23 protein-coding genes are annotated in these 19,914 nt (G+C 61.4%); 13 read left to right on the top strand and 10 right to left on the bottom strand.

Annotation, left to right across the window (positions count from 1 at the left end):
* Window positions 1-7: 7 nt before the first annotated feature.
* From AC3WK5_RS20785 to AC3WK5_RS20795, 3 genes are all read right to left on the bottom strand, one after another.
* Window positions 8-1,273 carry an ABC transporter permease gene (locus AC3WK5_RS20785; RefSeq protein WP_103318342.1) on the bottom strand — a complete coding sequence of 422 codons (1,266 nt, stop codon included), beginning with the start codon at window positions 1,271-1,273 and terminating at the stop codon, window positions 8-10.
* A 1-nt stretch (window position 1,274) separates the two neighbouring features.
* Entirely contained in the window at window positions 1,275-1,985 is a 711-nt protein-coding gene (locus AC3WK5_RS20790) for an ABC transporter ATP-binding protein (protein WP_103318340.1), read from the bottom strand.
* A gap of 132 nt (window positions 1,986-2,117) precedes the next feature.
* Window positions 2,118-2,729 carry a DUF2796 domain-containing protein gene (locus tag AC3WK5_RS20795; RefSeq protein ID WP_103318338.1) on the bottom strand — a complete coding sequence of 204 codons (612 nt, stop codon included), beginning with the start codon at window positions 2,727-2,729 and terminating at the stop codon, window positions 2,118-2,120.
* Window positions 2,730-2,862: 133 nt separating this feature from the next.
* Between AC3WK5_RS20795 and AC3WK5_RS20800 the strand changes: the two genes are divergently transcribed.
* On the top strand, window positions 2,863-3,222 hold the full coding sequence (locus AC3WK5_RS20800; protein WP_103318336.1) for a hypothetical protein: 360 nt from the start codon (window positions 2,863-2,865) through the stop codon (window positions 3,220-3,222).
* Here the strand turns inward: AC3WK5_RS20800 and trxA are convergent.
* From trxA to AC3WK5_RS20815, 3 genes are all read right to left on the bottom strand, one after another.
* A complete protein-coding gene (gene trxA, locus AC3WK5_RS20805) occupies window positions 3,219-4,091 on the bottom strand; it encodes a thioredoxin (RefSeq protein ID WP_103318333.1) in 873 nt (290 codons plus the stop codon). The two genes, AC3WK5_RS20800 and trxA, sit on opposite strands and share 4 nt — an antisense overlap.
* A 246-nt stretch (window positions 4,092-4,337) precedes the next feature.
* The gene (locus AC3WK5_RS20810; RefSeq protein ID WP_054594251.1) at window positions 4,338-4,994 is read right to left on the bottom strand and encodes a class I SAM-dependent methyltransferase; all 657 of its coding nucleotides are present in this window, start codon (window positions 4,992-4,994) and stop codon (window positions 4,338-4,340) included.
* Window positions 4,991-5,452, bottom strand: a complete 462-nt coding sequence (locus AC3WK5_RS20815) for a hypothetical protein (RefSeq protein ID WP_054594250.1) — start codon at window positions 5,450-5,452, stop codon at window positions 4,991-4,993. The genes AC3WK5_RS20810 and AC3WK5_RS20815 overlap by 4 nt, the downstream gene beginning before the upstream one ends.
* 128 nt (window positions 5,453-5,580) lie before the next feature.
* On the opposite strand from AC3WK5_RS20815, the gene nrdR reads away from it, so the two are divergent.
* The 12 genes from nrdR to AC3WK5_RS20875 all read left to right on the top strand — a co-directional run bounded on the left by nrdR (window position 5,581) and on the right by AC3WK5_RS20875 (window position 14,300).
* Window positions 5,581-6,045 (top strand): transcriptional regulator NrdR, encoded by a 465-nt coding sequence (gene nrdR, locus AC3WK5_RS20820; RefSeq protein WP_054594249.1) that lies wholly within the window; start codon window positions 5,581-5,583, stop codon window positions 6,043-6,045.
* A complete protein-coding gene (gene ribD, locus AC3WK5_RS20825) occupies window positions 6,042-7,175 on the top strand; it encodes a bifunctional diaminohydroxyphosphoribosylaminopyrimidine deaminase/5-amino-6-(5-phosphoribosylamino)uracil reductase RibD (RefSeq protein ID WP_103318331.1) in 1,134 nt (377 codons plus the stop codon). Before nrdR ends, ribD begins: the two co-directional genes overlap by 4 nt.
* Window positions 7,176-7,222: 47 nt before the next feature.
* Window positions 7,223-7,885 carry a riboflavin synthase gene (locus AC3WK5_RS20830; RefSeq protein ID WP_054594247.1) on the top strand — a complete coding sequence of 221 codons (663 nt, stop codon included), beginning with the start codon at window positions 7,223-7,225 and terminating at the stop codon, window positions 7,883-7,885.
* A gap of 31 nt (window positions 7,886-7,916) precedes the next feature.
* Window positions 7,917-9,008 carry a bifunctional 3,4-dihydroxy-2-butanone-4-phosphate synthase/GTP cyclohydrolase II gene (gene ribBA / locus AC3WK5_RS20835; protein WP_054594246.1) on the top strand — a complete coding sequence of 364 codons (1,092 nt, stop codon included), beginning with the start codon at window positions 7,917-7,919 and terminating at the stop codon, window positions 9,006-9,008.
* Window positions 9,009-9,100: 92 nt separating this feature from the next.
* Window positions 9,101-9,577: a 6,7-dimethyl-8-ribityllumazine synthase gene (ribH, locus tag AC3WK5_RS20840; protein ID WP_003228649.1), complete on the top strand. Its 477-nt coding sequence runs from the start codon at window positions 9,101-9,103 to the stop codon at window positions 9,575-9,577.
* Window positions 9,574-10,074, top strand: coding sequence for a transcription antitermination factor NusB (gene nusB / locus AC3WK5_RS20845; RefSeq protein WP_019693846.1), 501 nt, complete (start codon window positions 9,574-9,576; stop codon window positions 10,072-10,074). The genes ribH and nusB overlap by 4 nt, the downstream gene beginning before the upstream one ends.
* Before the next feature lie 23 nt (window positions 10,075-10,097).
* On the top strand, window positions 10,098-11,063 hold the full coding sequence (gene thiL / locus AC3WK5_RS20850; RefSeq protein WP_103318329.1) for a thiamine-phosphate kinase: 966 nt from the start codon (window positions 10,098-10,100) through the stop codon (window positions 11,061-11,063).
* The gene (locus AC3WK5_RS20855; protein WP_054594243.1) at window positions 11,060-11,563 is read left to right on the top strand and encodes a phosphatidylglycerophosphatase A family protein; all 504 of its coding nucleotides are present in this window, start codon (window positions 11,060-11,062) and stop codon (window positions 11,561-11,563) included. The genes thiL and AC3WK5_RS20855 overlap by 4 nt, the downstream gene beginning before the upstream one ends.
* Window positions 11,564-11,602: 39 nt before the next feature.
* Window positions 11,603-12,358 carry a substrate-binding periplasmic protein gene (locus AC3WK5_RS20860; RefSeq protein ID WP_103318327.1) on the top strand — a complete coding sequence of 252 codons (756 nt, stop codon included), beginning with the start codon at window positions 11,603-11,605 and terminating at the stop codon, window positions 12,356-12,358.
* A 111-nt stretch (window positions 12,359-12,469) separates the two neighbouring features.
* Window positions 12,470-13,087, top strand: coding sequence for a GTP cyclohydrolase II (gene ribA, locus AC3WK5_RS20865; protein WP_019693842.1), 618 nt, complete (start codon window positions 12,470-12,472; stop codon window positions 13,085-13,087).
* Complete coding sequence (locus tag AC3WK5_RS20870; RefSeq protein ID WP_103318325.1) at window positions 13,084-13,503, top strand: MFS transporter; 420 nt, start codon at window positions 13,084-13,086, stop codon at window positions 13,501-13,503. Before ribA ends, AC3WK5_RS20870 begins: the two co-directional genes overlap by 4 nt.
* Entirely contained in the window at window positions 13,503-14,300 is a 798-nt protein-coding gene (locus AC3WK5_RS20875) for a cobalamin-binding protein (protein WP_371919122.1), read from the top strand. Before AC3WK5_RS20870 ends, AC3WK5_RS20875 begins: the two co-directional genes overlap by 1 nt.
* Before the next feature lie 150 nt (window positions 14,301-14,450).
* Here the strand turns inward: AC3WK5_RS20875 and AC3WK5_RS20880 are convergent, their stop codons facing one another.
* The 4 genes from AC3WK5_RS20880 to AC3WK5_RS20895 all read right to left on the bottom strand — a co-directional run bounded on the left by AC3WK5_RS20880 (window position 14,451) and on the right by AC3WK5_RS20895 (window position 19,676).
* Window positions 14,451-16,334, bottom strand: coding sequence for a TonB-dependent receptor domain-containing protein (locus AC3WK5_RS20880; RefSeq protein WP_103318320.1), 1,884 nt, complete (start codon window positions 16,332-16,334; stop codon window positions 14,451-14,453).
* Window positions 16,335-16,540: 206 nt separating this feature from the next.
* A complete protein-coding gene (dxs, locus tag AC3WK5_RS20885) occupies window positions 16,541-18,439 on the bottom strand; it encodes a 1-deoxy-D-xylulose-5-phosphate synthase (RefSeq protein ID WP_103318315.1) in 1,899 nt (632 codons plus the stop codon).
* 110 nt (window positions 18,440-18,549) lie between these two features.
* Window positions 18,550-19,437 carry a (2E,6E)-farnesyl diphosphate synthase gene (ispA, locus tag AC3WK5_RS20890; protein ID WP_103318313.1) on the bottom strand — a complete coding sequence of 296 codons (888 nt, stop codon included), beginning with the start codon at window positions 19,435-19,437 and terminating at the stop codon, window positions 18,550-18,552.
* Complete coding sequence (locus AC3WK5_RS20895; RefSeq protein ID WP_027617730.1) at window positions 19,434-19,676, bottom strand: exodeoxyribonuclease VII small subunit; 243 nt, start codon at window positions 19,674-19,676, stop codon at window positions 19,434-19,436. The genes ispA and AC3WK5_RS20895 overlap by 4 nt, the downstream gene beginning before the upstream one ends.
* Window positions 19,677-19,914 lie beyond the last annotated feature (238 nt).

Below are 19,914 nucleotides of genomic sequence, written 5' to 3' on the forward strand. Positions count from 1 at the left end.
AGTGTCCTCATAAACGGATCGACAGACCATCGGCCAACGATTGGCGATAGGCGCGCCAGGCCGGCACGCTGCCCATCAGCAGCGCGGCGATCAGGATGCCACCGAGCAGCGTCCATTCATACTCGCTTGGCCAGGCCAACGGCAGGTACAAGCCGTAGGTCGATTGCACGTAGCCTTGGGCGGCGGCAATGCATACATACAGCAGCGCCAGACCCGCAACCACTCCAGACAGCGCCAACGCAAAGGCTTCCAGCACCAGCAGCGTTGCAATGTGCCACGGTCGGGCGCCGACCGAACGCAGGATTGCCATCTCGCGGCGACGTTCGTTGAGGCTGGTGAGAATCGCTGTGAGCATGCCGATCAACCCAGTCAGCACTACGAACAGCGACACCACGAACAGCGCTTTTTCGGCGGTGCCCATCAGGCTCCAGAGTTCCTGCAAGGCGACGCCCGGCAAGATCGCCAGCATCGGCTCGCCACGGAATTCATTGATCTCGCGTTGCACGGCGAAGGTCGAAATCTTGTTGTTGAGGCCGAGCATGAACGCGGTGATGGCTTGCGGCGTGAGGTCCATGTTGCGCGCCTGATCGGCGCTGATACGACCGTTGCCCTGAGCCGGCACACCGTTGTGCCAATCGATGTGAATCGCCTCCATACCGCCGAGGCTGATGTGCAACGTGCGGTCGACCGGGGTGCCGGTGCGTTTGAGGATGCCGACCACAGTGAATGGTTTGTCATCGTGCTTGACCAGGCTGATCACCGCCACGCCGTGAGCCAGCACCAGTTTGTCGCCGAGCTTGTAATGCAGCGCATCGGCCACTTCGGCACCCAGCACCACTTCGAACGGATCCGTGGCAAACGCCCGACCGCTGGCCAGTTGCAGGTTTTGCTGACGGCCGTACTGGTAATGCTGGAAGTAGGCGTCGGTAGTGCCCATCACTCGATAACCGCGATGCGAGTCACCGAGGGAAATCGGGATTGCCCATTTCACTTTCGGGTTGTTGGCAAAGTGCTCGAAGCTGTCCCAACGGATATTGTTGGTGGCGTTGCCAATGCGAAACACCGAGTACAGCAACAGGTTCACCGAGCCTGAGCGCGCGCCGACAATCAGATCGGTGCCGCTGATGGTGCTGGCAAAGCTGGCCTTGGCTTCGGTGCGCACCCGCTCCACCGCCAGCAACAGGCAGACCGACAGGGCGATGGCGAACGCGGTGAGGATTGCGGTGAAGCGGCGGTTAGCCAGGCTGGCCATGGCTAGACGAAACAAATACATTTCAGACCTCGAGCGGCGTGGCGGCGCGATTGAGTTCGGCCAGCGACAGGTGACGATCGAACAGCGGCGCCAGGCTCTGGTCGTGGCTGACGAACAGCAGGCTGGAACCGGCTTCGCGGCATTCGGCGAACAGCAAACGGATAAATGCCTCGCGGGCGTCGTAATCCAGCGCCGAGGTCGGTTCGTCGGCGATCACCAGTTCCGGCTGGCCGATCAGCGCGCGGGCAGCGGCGACCCGCTGCTGTTGGCCGATGGACAGTGAATCGGCACGGCGACCGAGCATGTTTTCATCCTTGAGCCCCAGGTGCGCGAGTAAGGTCGCTGCCGCCTGATCGATGCTGCCGTGGCGCTGAATCGCACGGCTGGCGCGCAGTTTGGAGAAGTGACACGGCAGCTCGACGTTCTCGCGCACCGAGAGAAACGGCAGCAGGTTGAACTGCTGGAAGATGTAGCCCGTGTGGTCGACCCGAAAGTGATCGCGGGCGCCGGCCGACAGCTCGGTCAGCTCCTGGCCGAGCAGGCGAATGCTCCCGCGATTGGGTTTCTGCACGCCACCGAGCAGGCCGAGCAGGGTGGTCTTGCCACTGCCGCTGGGACCTTTGAGAAACAGCGTTTCACCGGGCTCCAGGCGAAACGCCGGGATATCCAGTAAAGGCGGATGACCGGGCCAGCTGAAGCCCAGGTCTGACAGTTCGATGAGTGCTTGGGTCATAGCGCCGATTTCATGGAGATTGAGGTCCTGTAGGAGCAAGGCTCGCCCGCGATGAGTACGCTGCGGTCTACCTTTAAAACCGCATCATCGTTCATCGCGGGCAAGCCTTGCTCCTACGGGATTTGTGGTGGATCAGAATTTCAGGGCAGCAGCTTTGGAGGTCACTTCAACCCCTTGCTGGCCGCTTGGGCTGATGAGTTGTACCTGAATTTTCTGCGTCGCGGGGAAGGTCGTGAACACTTGCGACAAGTCCAGGGTCTTCAGCGCGCCAGGGGCGGCGCAGGTGAATTGGTAGTGCGCGTGGATTTCGCTGTGATCGTGGTGATGCTCTTCGGCGGCTGCGCCTTTACCGTCAGTCGCGTGGTCGTCATCGTCGTCATGATCATCGGCATCCGGTTTGTCACCGAACAGCGGGCTCTTCAGTTCTTGCTGGCTGACTACGCAGTTGGCGGCTTTTGGCAGGCTGAACAGCACCAGCGGTTTCTCCAGCTGCGCACGGGCGGCGGCGACTTTGGCCTTGTCTGCATCAGTGCTGGCAACGTGTTCGAAGCCCACCAGGTTCATCGCCGGGCTTTCCAGCTCCAGTTCCAGCGTCTGACCGTCCAGCGCCGCGTTCAAGCGCCCGACGCCGTGTTCGTGGGCGCCCAGGCTGCCGTGTTCATGTTCGTGATCATGAACTTCAGCGGCCTGAGCGATAGCCAGCGGCAACAGGGCAAACGGCAAAGCGAGTAACAGACGGCGCATGGACTCTCTCCGGGAAGGAAGATGAAAATTTTGTTATGTAATCTTATAACAATAATGGCGAGAGTTTGACTGTCCGCTTGGCGTTGCGCAAGACGCATGGGAGCATGTTCGTCATAAACCTGAGGAAAGCCCAATGTTGCGCATTCGTGGAAGCATCGGCGATTGGCCGGTGGATTTGACCCTGGAGCTGGATGATGGGGATTGGGCGAGGCTTGGCGCGCAGTTGCAGGTAAGCAAATCAGAAAACGGTGCAGCAGTGGCCGATCCGGTGGTCAAACCGGTCAATCAGGATGAGCTGCTGTGGCAACTCGCCAAGGATCTGCTGCGCAAGTCCGGGCAATTGACGGGGCCGGACCTGCTGGAGCAACTGCAGGGTTTGACCGGCAACACCGTCGCCGGCAAACGTCTGCTGGTGCGCTTGCGCCATAGCCCGGAGGTCAAGGTCGTGAGCGGCGGGGATACGCCGCTCTATAGTTGGATCGAGCAGGCCTAGTAGAGCGCTGCAAACAGCTTGCGGCGGTAAACGGTCACCAGCGGGTGATCGTTGCCCAGCAGTTCGAACACTTGCAGCAGGGTCTTGTGCGGCAACCCTTCGCTGTAGCTGCGATTGCGGATAAACAGCTTGAGCAGGGAGTCCAGTGCCGGCTCGTATTGTTGACGGGCCAGTTGCTGGATCGCCAGTTGGTAGACGGCTTCATCGTCCTGCGGGTTTTGCGCCAGACGCGATTTCAGGTCGGCGACATCCGGCAAGTCAGCGGCCTGGCCGAGAAACTTGATTTGCGCCTTGGCGCCGGCAAGTGCCGCTTTGTGTTCATCGCTTTTCACCGCATCGAGCACGGCCTGGGCTTCACTCAGCTCGCCACGTTCGGTCAGGCAGCGCGCATAGAGGATCAACGCGCGGGCGTTGGTATTGTCCTCACCCAGCAGCACTTTCAGTGTGGCCTCGGCATCCGCGAAACGACCTTCGTCGAACAGCGCCTGAGCCTGTTCAATCGGGTCGGCAGCGGCCGGCGGTGGCATTTTCACATGCGGTTCAAGCAGTGCGCGGACAGCGGATTCGGGTTGCGCGCCGGCAAAGCCGTCCACCGGCTGACCGTCCTTGAACAGCACCACTGTCGGCAGGCTGCGAATACCGAAGCGCGAAACGATGTCCGGCTCGACGTCGCAGTTGACCTTGGCCAGCAGCAACTCGCCCTGATAGCTCTCGGTGATGGATTGCAGCATCGGCATCAGCGCCTTGCACGGCGCACACCATTCAGCCCAGAAATCCACCAGCACCGGCTTGTGGAACGAGTTCTCGATCACCGACTGGTCGAAATCGGCGGTAGTGGCGTCGAAGATATACGGCGTGTCTTGACTCATGAGGCATCTCGAAGAAACGTGAATGGGAGAACTATAAGGGCTGGCGGCGACGGGCATAAGTATCTACACAACTTTCTGCTCCAACGCCCGTAGCAGCTGTCGAGCCTGCGAGGCTGCGTTCGAGGACGAAGTCCTCGTAAATCCCGGGTACACGGACTGCCTGAAAAAACGTGCTGCCTGATTCCACGACTGCTTCGCAGCCGAACGCAGCCTCGCAGGCTCGACAGCTGCTACGGGCTGGAACGATCAAGTACGTTTGGCGTGGTACAGGCTCACATGCCGAAACTCTTCTGGTTCTGCCAGGTCCGGCAATGTCATCGCCTCAAGCATTTCCAGCCGCTGATACAACGGATGACGGAAATCCCGTACCCGTGAATCTGCCACCAACGCCTCGCGGCCACGGCTGAGAAACTCATCGAGCAACGGCAGGTTGGCCCGGTCGTACAACACGTCGGCCACCAGAATCAGATCAAAACGATCGGCCTCGGCAAAAAAGTCTGTCGAGTAGCTGAGCTCGACGTCATTGAGTTCGGCATTCGCCCGGCAGGCTGCAATTGCCAATGGATCAAGATCACAGGCCACCACTTCCAGCGCCCCGGCCTTGACCGCTGCAATCCCCGCCACCCCGGAGCCGGCGCCGAAATCCAGCACGCGCTTGCCGGCAACCCACTGCGGATGCTCCGCCAGGTAACGGGCCATCGCCAGGCCGCTGGCCCAGCAAAAGCTCCAGTACGGTGGCTCGTGCAGAATGCGCCGGGTTTCTTCCGGGCTGAAGGCGCGGTCCATGTTGTCGCCGTCGATCAGCCAGAGTTTCAGCGTGGTCTCAGGCAATGGACACCGGACCAGCTGTGCATCGCCGAGCAGTTCACTTAACGCCTGTTGCAGGTCGAGCGGTGCATTCATGGCGCTTTGAGGAACTGCAATTGGCCCAGGGCCTGGGTCTTCGGCTCAAAGATGCGTTGCGCCGGCAGGTGCAGGATCAACTGCCCGGACTGGCTGGCGCGACCCCGCAGTTCGACGCGTGCACCGACCGGGAACGAGTCGGGATTGAATCGCAGATGGAATGGCAGAGCCTTGTTGTTGCCGATCAGGTTGGCGCTGGCGAGCAATTGCTGCGGCCGGGAGCGTTCGTCGATCACCAGCAGCGCCAGTTCAACCTCGGCGCCGGCTGGCACGCCCTGCAAGGTGCCGCTCAATTCCCGTTGATACGCGGGCAGCGGTCCGAGGTCGGCTGAGGCCTGGGCTTTTTTCTGGGCCATCTGCGGTGCAGGGCCCGGAGTCGGTGCCGCCGGTTTGGGTGCGCTGCTACACGCGACCAACAGGCCGATGAGACTGAGTAAAACAAGCGGTCTTAGCGGCATTTGCGGCTCCAGCAAAATGAAATCCATCGATCAGACAGTGTAGCCCGTCTGTATACCGCAAACCCTATGGCTTGTCTTGCCAGTGGGATGCGCTACCATGGCCCTCCCTTTTTTTGTTGCCTGCCACCATGCACTGTCCCTTCTGCGGTGCCAACGACACCAAGGTCATCGACTCGCGTCTGGTCGCCGAGGGCGAACAGGTGCGCCGCCGGCGCGAATGTCTGGCCTGCGGTGAACGTTTCACGACGTTCGAAACTGCCGAACTGGTGTTGCCGCGCCTGATCAAAACTGACGGCAGCCGTCAGCCGTTCGACGAAGAAAAACTTCGCGCCGGCATGCAGCGTGCGCTGGAGAAGCGCCCGGTAAGCGTCGAGCGCCTGGAAGCGGCGCTGGCCCATATCAAACACAAACTGCGAGCGACCGGCGAGCGCGAGGTCAAATCCCTCGTGGTCGGTGAGCTGGTGATGGCCGAGCTGCAAAAGCTCGATGAAGTCGCCTACATTCGTTTCGCTTCGGTGTATCGCCGCTTCCAGGACCTCAACGAGTTCCGCGAAGAGATCGATCGCCTGGCCCGTGAGCCGGTAAAAGAATGAGCATATCCCCGGAACAACAGGTCCTCGACGCCCATTACATGGCGCGCGCGCTGGAACTGGCGCGCAAAGGTCACTACACCACCCATCCCAACCCTCGGGTGGGCTGCGTGATCGTGCGTGACGGGCAGATTGTCGGCGAAGGCTGGCATGTGCGCGCCGGCGAACCGCATGCCGAAGTCCACGCCTTGCGCGCCGCCGGCGAAAACGCCCGCGGTGCCACCGCCTACGTCACGCTGGAGCCTTGCAGCCATCATGGCCGCACGCCGCCGTGTGCCGATGCGCTGGTGAACGCTGGCCTGGCGCGAGTGGTTGCGGCGATGCAGGACCCGAACCCGGAAGTCGCTGGCCGCGGTCTGCAGCGTCTGGAGCAGGCGGGCATCGAGACCCGCAGCGGCGTGCTCGAAGGCGAGGCGCGCAAGCTCAATGAAGGTTTTCTCAAGCGCATGGAACACGGCTTGCCGTTCGTGCGGGTCAAGTTGGCAATGAGCCTAGACGGTCGCACCGCCATGGCCAGTGGCGAAAGCCAATGGATCACCGGTCCCGCCGCCCGCTCGGCTGTGCAGCGTCTGCGGGCTCAGGCCAGCGTCGTGTTGACCGGTGCCGACACGGTGCTGGCCGATGATGCGCGCTTGACCGTGCGTGCCGACGAGTTGGGTCTGGATGCCGAGCAAACTGCGCTCGCCATGAGCCGCCCGCCGCTTCGCGTGCTGATCGACGGCCGCCTGCGCGTGCCGCTCGATGCGCCGTTTTTCAAGGCTGGCCCGGCGCTGGTCGCTACCTGTGTCGCGGTGGAAGAGCAGTACGCCAACGGCCCCGAATGCCTGATCGTGCCCGGCGATGATGGCCAGGTCGACCTGCGCAAGCTGCTGCTCGAACTCGCCGCCCGGGGCGTCAACGAAGTGCTGGTGGAAGCCGGCCCGCGTCTGGCTGGAGCGTTTGCCCAGCAAGGGTTGGTGGACGAATTCCAGATCTTCATCGCGGGCAAGTTCCTCGGCTCCACGGCGCGACCATTGCTGGACTGGCCACTCGCACAAATGAAGGATGCGCCGGAGCTGAAAATCACAGAAATTCGCGCGGTGGGCGATGACTGGCGAGTCACTGCCATCCCCATGCCATCGGCGAGCGTATAATTCTCGGCCATTGCTACAGCACTGGCCCAGTTCTCGAGGAGGACTCCATGTTTACCGGCATCATCGAATCCATCGGCAGCATCCGTGCATTGACCCCAAAAGGTGGTGATGTACGGGTTCACGTAGAAACCGGCAAGCTCGACCTGAGCGACGTCAAGCTCGGCGACAGCATCGCGGTCAACGGCGTCTGCCTGACAGCGGTTGAACTGCCGGGCAATGGCTTTGCAGCGGACGTCAGTCGCGAAACCCTCGACTGCACCGCCATGAATGACCTGAAAAGCGGCAGCCCGGTCAACCTGGAAAAAGCCTTGACCCCGACCACCCGTCTTGGTGGGCACCTGGTCAGCGGTCACGTCGACGGCGTCGGCGAAGTGGTTGCGCGTACCGAGAATGCCCGTGCCGTGGAGTTCCGCATTCGTGCGCCGAAAGACCTGGCCAAATACATCGCCCATAAAGGCTCGATCACGGTTGACGGCACCAGCCTGACGGTGAACGCGGTCGATGGCGCCGAGTTCTTGTTGACGATCATTCCGCATACCCTGAGCGAAACCATCATGGCCTCTTACCAGCCAGGTCGCCGGGTCAACCTTGAGGTCGATCTGCTGGCCCGTTACCTGGAGCGTCTATTGCTGGGTGACAAGGCCGCAGAATCCTCGAAGGGCAACATTACCGAAAGCTTTCTGGCCGAGAACGGCTACCTCAATTCCTGAAACTCAATTTTTGAAAGAAGGGGGGTGCCGCGTGGCGCTCAATAGCATCGAAGAACTGGTTGAAGACATCCGCCAAGGCAAGATGGTCATCCTCATGGATGACGAAGACCGCGAGAACGAAGGCGACCTGATCATGGCCGCCGAGTGCTGCCAGCCTGAACACATCAACTTCATGGCCAAGCACGCTCGTGGCCTGATCTGCATGCCGATGAGCCGCGAGCGCTGCGAGCTGCTCAAGCTGCCATTGATGGCACCGCGCAACGGCTCCGGTTTCGGCACCAAGTTCACCGTGTCCATCGAAGCCGCCGTCGGCGTCACCACCGGTATCTCTGCGGCTGATCGTGCGCGCACCGTGCAAGCGGCCGCCGCCAAAGACGCCAAGGCCGAAGACATCGTCAGCCCCGGCCACATCTTCCCGCTGATGGCGCAGGCCGGCGGCACCCTGGCCCGTGCCGGCCACACCGAAGCCGCTTGCGACCTGGCGCGCATGGCCGGTTTCGAGCCGAGCGGGGTGATCTGCGAAGTGATGAACGACGACGGCACCATGTCCCGTCGCGCCGAGCTGGAAACCTTCGCCGCCGAACACAACATCAAGATCGGCACCATCGCCGACCTGATTCACTACCGGATGATCCATGAACGTACCGTTCAGCGGATTGCCGAGCAGCCGCTGGACAGCGAACTGGGCCAGTTCAACCTGGTGACCTACCGTGATTCAGTGGAAGGCGACGTGCACATGGCACTGACCCTGGGCACCATTTGCGCCGAAGAACCGACCCTGGTTCGCGTGCACAACATGGACCCGCTGCGCGACCTGTTGATGGTCAAGCAGCCAGGCCGCTGGAGCCTGCGCGCCGCCATGGCCGCGGTTGCCGAGGCTGGCAGCGGTGTGGTGCTGTTGCTCGGTCACCCGCTCGATGGCGACGTGTTGCTGGCGCATATTCGCGAAACCGCCGACCACGCACAGCCGAAAAAACCGACCACCTACAGCATCGTCGGTGCCGGCTCGCAGATCCTGCGTGACCTGGGTGTACGCAAAATGCGCCTGATGAGTGCGCCAATGAAATTTAATGCGATATCCGGTTTCGATCTGGAAGTTGTAGAATACGTGCCCTCCGAATAAAGACCGGTGTTTTTCACCCCCCTTGTTCGCGGTTCAAATATCACTGAGGGACGCGTACTGAACGCGTCCCGGCTCTTTAAGAGATTTGTCGAATGACCCTGAAGACCATCGAAGGTACCTTCATCGCCCCCAAAGGCCGCTACGCTTTGGTTGTTGGCCGCTTCAACAGCTTCGTTGTCGAGAGCCTGGTAAGCGGTGCTGTTGATGCCCTGGTTCGCCATGGCGTGAGCGAAAGCGACATCACCATCATCCGTGCCCCTGGCGCCTTCGAAATCCCGCTGGTTGCGCAGAAAGTCGCTCAGAAGGGCGAGTTCGCGGCAATCATCGCGCTGGGCGCGGTCATTCGTGGCGGTACTCCGCACTTCGAATACGTGGCTGGCGAGTGCACCAAGGGCTTGGCCCAGGTGTCCATGGAATTCGGCGTACCGGTCGCTTTCGGCGTACTGACCGTCGACTCGATCGAGCAAGCCATCGAACGTTCCGGCACCAAGGCCGGCAACAAAGGTGCTGAAGCAGCCTTGTCCGCTCTGGAAATGGTCAGCCTGCTGGCGCAGTTGGAGGCCAAGTGATTAGCGACGAAAGCGATCGTTTCAACCCGCGCGATCCAAAGCCTGCGGATGCTGGCAAACCATCGAAAAGCGTCAAGCGTCGCGAAGCTCGTCAGCTCGCGACCCAGGCGCTGTATCAATGGCACATGGCCAAGCAATCGCTGAACGAGATCGAAGCGCAGTTCCGGGTCGATAACGATTTCACCGATGTCGATGCTGCGTACTTCCGCGAAATCCTCCACGGGGTTCCGGCACATCGCACCGAGATCGACACCGCGCTGAAGCCATGCCTGGACATCGAAATCGAAGAGCTGGACCCGGTTGAACTGGCGGTTCTGCGCCTGTCCACCTGGGAACTGCTCAAGCGTGTCGACGTGCCTTACCGCGTGGTGATCAACGAAGGCATCGAGCTGGCTAAAGTCTTCGGTTCCACCGATGGCCACAAGTTCGTCAACGGTGTACTCGACAAGCTGGCCCCGCGCCTGCGTGAAGCTGAAGTGAAGGCGTTCAAGCGCTGATCGGCGCTTGAACTGCCATTGCCATGGGCGAGTTTGAGCTGATCCGCAATTACTTTGCCGCCGCGCCTTGTGCGCAAGGCGGTGAAGGCGTTGACCTGGGAATCGGCGACGACTGCGCCTTGCTCGCTGTTCCCGCAGGGGAGCAGCTGGCAATTTCCACCGACACGCTCGTGGCCGGTGTGCATTTCGCAGACCCTTGCGACCCGTTTCTGCTCGGTCAGCGTTCGCTGGCTGTGGCGGTCAGCGATCTGGCTGCCATGGGCGCCACCCCCATTGCCTTTACCCTTGCCCTGACTTTGCCGACGGTAACCGCCGATTGGCTGGACGCCTTTGCCCGTGGTTTGAACGCCATGGCGCAACACTGCGGTGTACAGCTGGTGGGTGGCGACACCACACGCGGCCCGCTGAGCCTGACCATGACCGTGTTTGGTCGGGTCCCGACAGGCAAGGCACTGACCCGTAGCGGTGCGCAACCCGGTGATCTGGTGTGCGTGGGCGGTGAACTGGGCAACGCCGCCGGTGCATTGTTGTTGGTGTTGGGTGAGCGCGTCGCGCCCGCCGATGTTGCCGAGCCGTTGTTGGCGCATTATTGGTCGCCACAGCCGCAGCTTGAATTGGGCATGGCGTTGCGCGGCAAAGCCACTGCGGCACTGGATATCTCTGACGGTTTGCTCGCCGATTGCGGGCATATCGCCAAGGCCTCGGCTGTCGGCTTGCTGATCGAAAGCGAAAAGCTGCCGCTGTCAACGGCACTGGTGAGCTTTCTCGGTGAGAATGCGGCTCGCGTGGCGGCCTTGAGTGGTGGTGACGACTATGTGCTGGCGTTCACTCTGCCACCCGCGCAACTACCGGGACTGCTCGCCGACGGCTGGCCGATTCACGTTGTCGGGCGGGTCGTGGCCGGGCAGGGCGTGACGCTGCTGGACGCGAACGGGCAGGACATCACCCCGCAAGCCCGGGGTTATCAACATTTTCGGGAGACACCGTGACAGATCATCCCAAGCAGAGCCCGGCAGGACGCGTGCCGCCATCGGTCTGGCGTAATCCCTGGCATTTCCTGGCGTTCGGTTTCGGCTCGGGCACCTTGCCCAAGGCGCCAGGCACCTGGGGCTCGCTGGTTGCGCTACCTTTTATCCCGTTATGGCAGATGTTGCCCGGCTGGGGTTACTGGCTGATGCTCGGCATCACGATGCTGTTCGGCTTCTGGTTGTGCGGCAAGGTTGCCGACGATTTGCGGGTGCACGATCACGAAGGCATCGTCTGGGACGAAATGGTCGGGATGTGGATCACCCTGTGGCTGGTGCCGGCAGGTTGGTACTGGCTATTGGCGGGGTTCCTGCTGTTCCGCTTCTTCGACATTCTCAAGCCATGGCCGATTCGCTGGATCGACCGACATGTGCACGGCGGTGTCGGGATCATGCTCGACGACGTGCTGGCAGGCGTGTTTGCCTGGTTAGCGCTGCAGGGGCTGGTCCGGTATTTCGCCTGATTGGCTGATTGAGGGGCGAATGGATTGAGGGGCTGGGGGATGGTCGGGCGCTGGCTGTGGGTTCTGGTTTTTGCGGTGTTCTGTTCGCTCGCCCGTGCGGCGGATGTGCCGACGACACCGGCCGTGATTCATCTGGCCAGCGAGGACTGGGATGACTATACCGCCGCCGATGGCCATGGGCTGGCCTGGGACATTTTGCGCGCCGTGTTCGAGCCGGCCGGGGTGAAACTGGATATTCGCACCGTGCCTTACACCCGTTCGGTGGGGCTGGTGCAGCGTCGTGAAGTGGACGCGCTGGTTGGCTCCTATTCCAATGAGGCCGATCAGGTCCTGTATCCCCGCTGGAATTTCGACTCCGATCATATTTATGCCCTGGGCCTTGCGAGCAACCCGGTACCGACTCTGGAGACTCTGGGGGCGTACCGACTGGCCTGGGTTCGTGGCTATCGCTACGAAAGTTACCTGCCGAACATCCACCGCTATAACCAGATCGAACGCCGCACCGGAATCTTGCCGATGCTCAAACAGGCTCGGGCGGACTTCTATATCGACGCGCTGACGGAAATCAATGAAGTGCTCGCGGAGGCTGAGGATCCGTCCCTGTACCGACGCACACACTTGACCGAACTGCCGTTGTACCTTGGTTTCGCCGATACACCACAGGCCCGTGCCCTGATGGCGCTGTACGACCAGCGCATGGCATTGCTGGTCAAAACCGGCCAGTTGAAACCGATCTTCGAACACTGGAAACAACCTTACCCCTTTGATGAGAGTGCCAAGCCGGCAGGGCAGTGATCAAACTTTTTGATCGTTATGGCCGATAATTCAGCCTAAGCGTCTATAGGAACCTGCTGTTACAATGCCGCCTCTGCGAATCTCCAGTACATACAGATCAGGAGCACACCGGTGCCTGTCGTTTTTGTCGCCGCTTCCAAGCTGCCAACGCCTTTTGCGCAATTCACCATGCATGGCTTTCTCGATGAGGCTACTGGCCGCGAGCACGTCGTACTGAGCCTGGGTGATGTCGCCGACGGTGCCCCGGTACTCGGCCGGTTGCACTCCGAATGCCTGACCGGCGACGCCTTGTTCAGCCAGCGTTGCGACTGCGGTTCGCAACTCGAGGCGGCGTTGCAGGCGATCGCCCGCGAAGGTCGTGGCGTGTTGCTTTACCTGCGTCAGGAAGGTCGTGGCATTGGCCTGCTGAACAAGATCCGCGCGTATGAATTGCAAGATGGTGGCGCCGACACCGTTGAAGCCAACGAGCGTCTTGGCTTTGCTGCCGACCAGCGCGACTACGCCATGTGCCTGCCGATGCTTGAGCACCTGGGCGTGAAATCCCTGCGCTTGATGACTAACAACCCGCGCAAGGTCAAAGCCTTGACCGACATGGGCATCGTGGTTGCCGAGCGCGTGCCGCTGCACACCGGACACAATCCGCACAACAAGCTCTACCTGGCGACCAAGGCCAGCAAGCTCGACCATATGATGGGCAACGAGCATCAGGGCGAGGCAGACCGGGCGTGACTCGCGGCCAGGTCCGGCGGCGACTGTCCGTCAACTGGTGGCAATACCTGGCGCTGGCCTTGCTGCCGCTGCTGGTGATCAACGCTGTGTTCGGCCAGAGCGAGGCGTTTTTGCCGGTGCTGGCGATGCCGTTTTTCATTGCCGGGGTGGCCTCGATGTTTGTCAGCCTGCGGTTTTTCGGCGGCTACAAACATGCCTTGATCGCCACCCAGAAAGCCCTCGATACCCCGGAAGAACCCGCTGCCTGGATTGCCCTGGCGGCTAAACGCCGTCAGGCATTCCTTGTTGCGGCTTTGCCGGCCTGGATCGGTGCTCTAGCGGTATTCGTCGGCCTCGAAGCGGTACCTTTGGTCCTGCTGGCGCTGTCGACCACGGTGCTGTTCTACCTTTACCGTATTCCGCGTCAACTCGGCTGATGTGCCGTTGGCTGGCGGTTCTGCTGCTGGCCGTCAGTGGCTCGGCGGTCGCGGTAGAGCGGGTGGTCAGCCTCGCGCCGTCACTCTCGGAAATCGTCGTTGAACTGGGCTCGGCCGACCTGCTGGTGGGCGTGCTCGATGCTGGCGAGCGTCCTGCAGAACTCAACTCCATTCCTTCTGTTGGCCGTTACGGTCAGCTGGATATTGAGCGCCTGCTCAGTCTCAAACCGGATTTACTGCTGCTCTGGCCTGGCAGTGTCGGCCCGGCGCAGCGTGAGCAACTGAGCCGATTGGGGATCCCGACCTACGTCGCCGAACCGCATAACCTCAAACAACTGACCCACCAAATCGAAGCGATCGCCGAGCAGCTCGGCCGACCTGAACGTGGGCGCATGCTTGCGGTTGATTTGCGTAAGCAGCTCGACGATTTACGCCAGCGCTATCAGCGCAAAGAACCGCTTCGGGTGTTTTATCAGGTCTGGGATCAGCCGCTCTACACCGTGGGCGGCGGGCAGATCATCAGCGATGCGCTTGAGGTGTGCGGTGCACGCAACGTGTTCGCCGACATGACCTTGCCAGCGCCGCAGGTCAGTGTGGAGTCAGTGCTTTCGCGTAATCCCCAGGTGATCCTTGCCAGCAGCCAGGTGCAGCTCGACGCCTGGAAAGCCTGGCCGCAGATGACCGCGGTGGCTCAAGGGCAATTGCTGTTGGTGGCGGATAAAGGCCTGGAGCGGCCGAGTGGGCAGATGATCGCTGCGACCGCCAAGTTGTGCCGGTTGATCGCGCCACAGCGTTAACCTGTGGCGAGGGGGCTTGCCCCCGTTCGGGTGCGTAGCAGCCGTAATCCAGTTGATGCGGTGTGCCTGATTAGAACCGGTTGCTGAATTTGGGGCTGCTCGCAGCCCAACGGGGGCAAGCCCCCTCGCCACAAATGACCGAGGCGGTCTTTAGAGCTGCGGCGTCCACGTCACCCCAAACATCAACGCCCGACCTTCTTCCCGATACCCGTACTGGTTACCGTCATGCTCGTAGAGCGCGCGGCTGTAGTTCTTGTTCAGCAGGTTATCGACTTTCATTTCCAGCGTGACCTCGTGACTCGCCGCCCAACGACTGCGTAACCCGAGCAGGGCGTAACCGCCCAGCGGCTGACGGTTGTCCTTGTCGTCGTAGCTGCCGCTCACTGCTTGCCAGCTGGCGCCGAGGCCGAGCCGATCAAACTGACGGTCCAGATCCAGGCTCAAGGTCCGTCGTGCACGTCGGGCCAGGGTGTGGCCGCTGTCTTGATCCCGTGGGTCGATGACTGCAACGCCGAGGTTGCTCTGCCAGCCCAACCACTCCTGCTTGAGGACGGCTTCGAAACCATTGATCTGCGCCGACGCGATGTTTTCCGGGCGCGAATGGCTGCCGAAGATGATCGCGTCTTCAAGGTCGGTGCGGTACAGCGAGGCTTCCAGCCGACTGGTTTCGCTCAGCTGACTACGCCACTGTACCTCGTAGCTTTTCGAGGTTTCGGGTTTCAGGTGCGGGTTGCTGAAGTCCGGGTAGTAGAGGTCGTTGAAGGTCGGCGCGCGGAAGCCTTCGCTGTAGCTCAGCAGCACGTCGTTGTCCGGGTTCAATGGCAGCGTGAAGGTACCGCTCCAGCTGTTCTGACCGCCAAATTGCTGATTCTGATCGTGGCGCAGACCCAGTTCAGTGGAGAAGCTTTCCGCCTGGAAGCGATGCTGGATAAACACCGCGCGGTTCCAGCGACTGTCTTCGGCAAACGCTGTGCTGCTGTTGACCCGGTCTTCGTACCAATCGCCGCCAAGAATCAGGCTGTTCTGCCGGTTCAGCATCAGGTCGTTCTGCCAGTTCAGCGAATTGCGGTAGGTGTTGAACACGCTGTGATCGTCACTGAGTTTGTCGAAGGTCTCTTCGCGGTTTTCGCTGTGGCCCAGTTCCACGCGGGACTTCCACGCATCGTTGATGCGTGCGTCGACATAACTGCTGACGCTGCTCACGGTGAAATCGTTGTAGGGCTTTTGCTGGACGCTGTTGCCGGAGCTGATGTCGTAGCGACCGAACGGGTTGTCGAATTCGTTTTTGCCACGGTTATCGAGGATGTTCAGGCCGGCCTCGATATCGTCATTGACGGCATGGCTAAGGCTCAGGCTGACGGACTGGTTGCGATAGGCATCATGGTCGTCATCGCTGGGGTAGGACGTATGAGTGCGATTGATCCCAGTCGTGTCATCGAGGCTGGCACCGAGGTTGAAACGGGTTTGCGCGTCGCCCCCGGACACGCCCAGGCTGCGCTCCCAGGTCTGGTGACTGCCAAAACCCATGTGCAAGCGCGGTTGCAGGCCTGACTCGGCGCCGCGACGGGTAAAGATCTGAATCACTCCGCCAATCGCGTCGCTGCCGTAAATCACCGAGCGTGAACCACGCAGTACTTCCACGCGCTCGATCTGCTGGATATTCAGGTGCTGCAGATTACTGTCGCCGGACGTCGAGTTGCCGATGCGCTGACCGTCGACCAATACCAGCGTTTGCGCTGAGTTGGTGCCGCGAATATAGATCCCCGGCAGGCTGCCACGGCCACCGCTTTGCGCGACTTGTACGCCCGGCACCCGGCTCAGCAGGTCGGTCACGCTGCTCGGTTGCAGGCGGTCGATGTCGTCGCGGGTAAACACAGTGTTGGCGGCGCTGCTGTCGTTGCGCGCTTCGACCTGGCGGTTGGCGCTGATCAGTACGTCCGGCAGTTTCAGCGCTTGCTCGCGCTCAAAGGTGTCGGCCAAAAGCTGACCGGCAGGCAAAAGCGACAACGTCAGGGCGAGGCGGGGGAAGTTCATGGGCACAGTATTGAGGGCTTTTTGTGGAGGGCTTTTGTGGCGAGGGGGCTTGTCGGAACGCCGCACCGCCCCGTTCGGCTGCGAAGCCGTCGTAAAAAAGCCAACGCGCTCTTGCTGGAGGATCGCGTTGGCTGGTTTTGGGGGCTACTTCGTAGCCCCGCGGGGGCAAGCCCCCTCGCCACAGGAGACGTGTGCATCCAGGAGATTTAGAGGCCCAGCAGCTGCAAGCGCTGACGTACGGCTTCTTCGATACCCGCTTCATCCAGACCACACTCAGCGAGCATTTGTGCCGGCTTGGCGTGCTCGACGTAGACGTCCGGCAGGCCTAGATGCAGCATCGACTTGAGGATGTTCTCGCGGGCGAGGAACTCGCTGACCGCGCTACCGGCGCCGCCCATGATGGCGTTTTCTTCGATGGTCACCAGCAACTCGTGGCTGCCGGCGATCTCGCGTACCAACGCTTCATCGAGCGGTTTGACGAAGCGCATGTCGACCACGGTCGCATCGAGTTTTTCAGCGACTTTCAGTGCTTCGGCCAATTGCACGCCGAACACCAGCAGGGCGACGGTGCTGCCCTGGCGACGAATCACGCCTTTGCCGATTTCGATCGGTTCGAGGTTCTTCTCGATTGGAGCATTCGGGCCGGTGCCACGCGGGTAACGCACTGCCGCCGGGCCGTTGTACAGATGGCCGGTGCTGAGCATTTTGCGCAATTCGTTTTCGTCGCTCGGGGTCATCACCACCATGCCGGGGATGCAGCGCAGGAACGACAGGTCGAAACTGCCGGCGTGAGTCGGGCCGTCTTCGCCCACCAGGCCTGCACGGTCGATGGCGAACAGCACGTCGAGGTTTTGCACCGCGACGTCATGGATCAGTTGGTCGTAACCGCGTTGCAGGAACGTCGAATAGATCGCCACCACCGGTTTGGCGCCTTCGCAGGCCATGCCGGCCGCGAAAGTGACCGCGTGTTGCTCGGCAATCGCCACGTCGAAGTAGCGCAGCGGGAAGCGCTCGCTGAAGGCCACCAGGTCGGAGCCTTCTTTCATTGCCGGGGTGATACCGACCAGGCGCGGGTCAGCCGCAGCCATGTCGCACAGCCACTCGCCAAACACGCCGGAGTACTTTGGCCCGCCGGCTTTTTTCGGCGCGGCGGCAGGAGCGTCCAGTGGTTCGAGCTTGGTGATCGCGTGGTAACCGATCGGGTCGACTTCCGCCGGGGCGAAGCCTTTGCCTTTCTTGGTCACCACGTGCAGGAACTGCGGGCCCTTGAGGTCACGCATGTTGCGCAGGGTGGCGATCAGGGTCGGCAGGTCATGGCCGTCGATCGGGCCGATGTAGTTCCAGCCGAGTTCTTCGAACAGGGTGCCGGGAACCAGCATGCCTTTTGCGTATTCTTCGGTACGACGGGCGATTTCCCAGGCGCCGGGCAGGCGCGACAGGACCTTTTTGCTGCCTTCACGCATGCTGGCGTAAGTGCGGCTGGAAAGGATTTTCGCCAGGTAATTCGACAGCCCGCCAACGTTGCGCGAGATCGACATGTCGTTGTCGTTGAGGATCACCAGCATGTTGGCGTTGACTTCCGGCGCGTGGTTCAGCGCTTCGAACGCCATGCCAGCGGTCAGTGCGCCGTCGCCGATCACTGCGATCGCCTTGCGATCACTGTTTTGCAGGCGGGCGGCAATCGCCATGCCCAGCGCTGCGCTGATCGAGGTGCTGGAGTGGCCGACGCCAAAGGTGTCGTACTCGCTCTCGGAACGACGCGGAAAGGCCGCAAGGCCGTCCTTCTGGCGCAGGGTGGCCATGCGTTCGCGGCGACCGGTGAGGATCTTGTGCGGATAGGCCTGATGACCTACGTCCCACACCAGCCGGTCGTCCGGGGTGTCGAAAACGTAATGCAGCGCGATAGTCAGCTCGATAACACCCAGGCCAGCACCGAAATGCCCGCCGGTCTGACCGACCGTGTAGAGCAATTCCAGGCGCAACTCATTCGCCAGGGTTTCCAGCTCGGCTTCGCCTAACCGGCGCAGGCCGTCCGGCGTGTTGGCACGGTCGAGCAGGGGCGTGGTCGGGCGCTTGCGGGGAATCTCATGAAACGTCGTGGGCATCAGGCGAATCGTTATAGGTATAAAAGAGGCGGCAGTTTACCTGATGCATCGCACGCTGCCCACGCAGAGCTCGGAACTTGGCCGATTTACGGTGGGCAACGGGCGCCGGATCAGTTGCGGCGTTCGACGATATAGCGCGCCAGATCACGCAGCGGCTCGGCCGAGGCGTCAAACGGTCGCAGTGCGTGCAGGGCCTGATCGCGCAGTTCCAGGGCATAGGCCTTGGCCGCATCGAGGCCGAGCAGCGCCGGGTAAGTCGGTTTGTCCCGGGCAATATCCGCGCCTTGGCGCTTGCCGAGGGTTTCGGTATCGCTTTCGACATCGAGAATGTCGTCCTGCACCTGAAACGCCAGGCCGATGGCCTGTGCATAGGTCTGCAAGGATTTCAGTTGGTCTTTCTCGGCGCGGCCACTGGCCAGGGCGCCAAGCTTGACGCTGGCTTCGATCAGCGCGCCGGTCTTGTGCCGGTGCATGTATTCGAGGGCTTTTTGATCGAGCTTCAAGCCGACCGACCCCAGGTCGATGGCCTGACCGCCGACCATCCCCGCCGGGCCCGCCGCCAACGCCAGGGCGCTGACCATTTGCAGGCGGATTTCAGCGTCGGCTGAATTCAGGCGCGGGTCGAGCAAAGCGCTGAATGCCAGGCTTTGCAGGCCGTCACCGGCGAGAATCGCGCAGGCTTCGTCGAATTTCTTGTGAGTAGTCGGTTGGCCGCGACGCAGATCGTCGTCGTCCATCGCCGGCAAATCGTCGTGCACCAGCGAGTACGCGTGGATCAGCTCTACCGCACAAGCCGCGCCGTTGGCGTGCTCAGCCTCACCGCCCAGCGCTTCGCAGGCTGCATAGGCCAGCAACGGACGAACGCGTTTGCCGCCATTCATCACGCTGTAGCGCATGGCTTCATATAAACGTGCGAGTTCAGGGCTCGGCGCGGTGAACAGGGTTTCGAGTGCCGCGTTGACCCGGGCCTGACTGCTGGCCGAATACGCCGCGATCATTCTGGCTGTTCCGCGTCAAAGGGAGCCTCGGACAGCTCGCCATCACGCTCAAGCAGCACCTGAACCTTCTGCTCGGCCTGCGCCAGCGCAGCCTGGCAATCTCGGGTCAGACCGATGCCTTGCTCGAAAGCGGTCAACGAGTCTTCCAGCGACAGCTCGCCGTTCTCCAGGCGCTCGACCAGCGTTTGCAGGTCGGCGAGGGATTGTTCGAAATCCAGTGCAGCTTTTTTGCGGGCCATGGCGGCGATTTCCGGTAGACGTTAAACCGGCGCGACACTAGCAGATAGGGGGGAGAGGGGCAAATGGGCGGGGTATTTGGCGCAGCCGTTGCGGGGTAAAAACCACGTTGATGTCAGAACCTGCTGACGATCGATCCACTATTCGGTCCGTCGTCCAGCCGCTGGCGTGATCCTCGCCGCAAATTTAGTTGTATCTGATTGTTAAAAATCGTCCATGTCGCTAACCTTCGCGCTTTCT

The organism is Pseudomonas sp. FW306-02-D09B, from assembly GCF_058782685.1.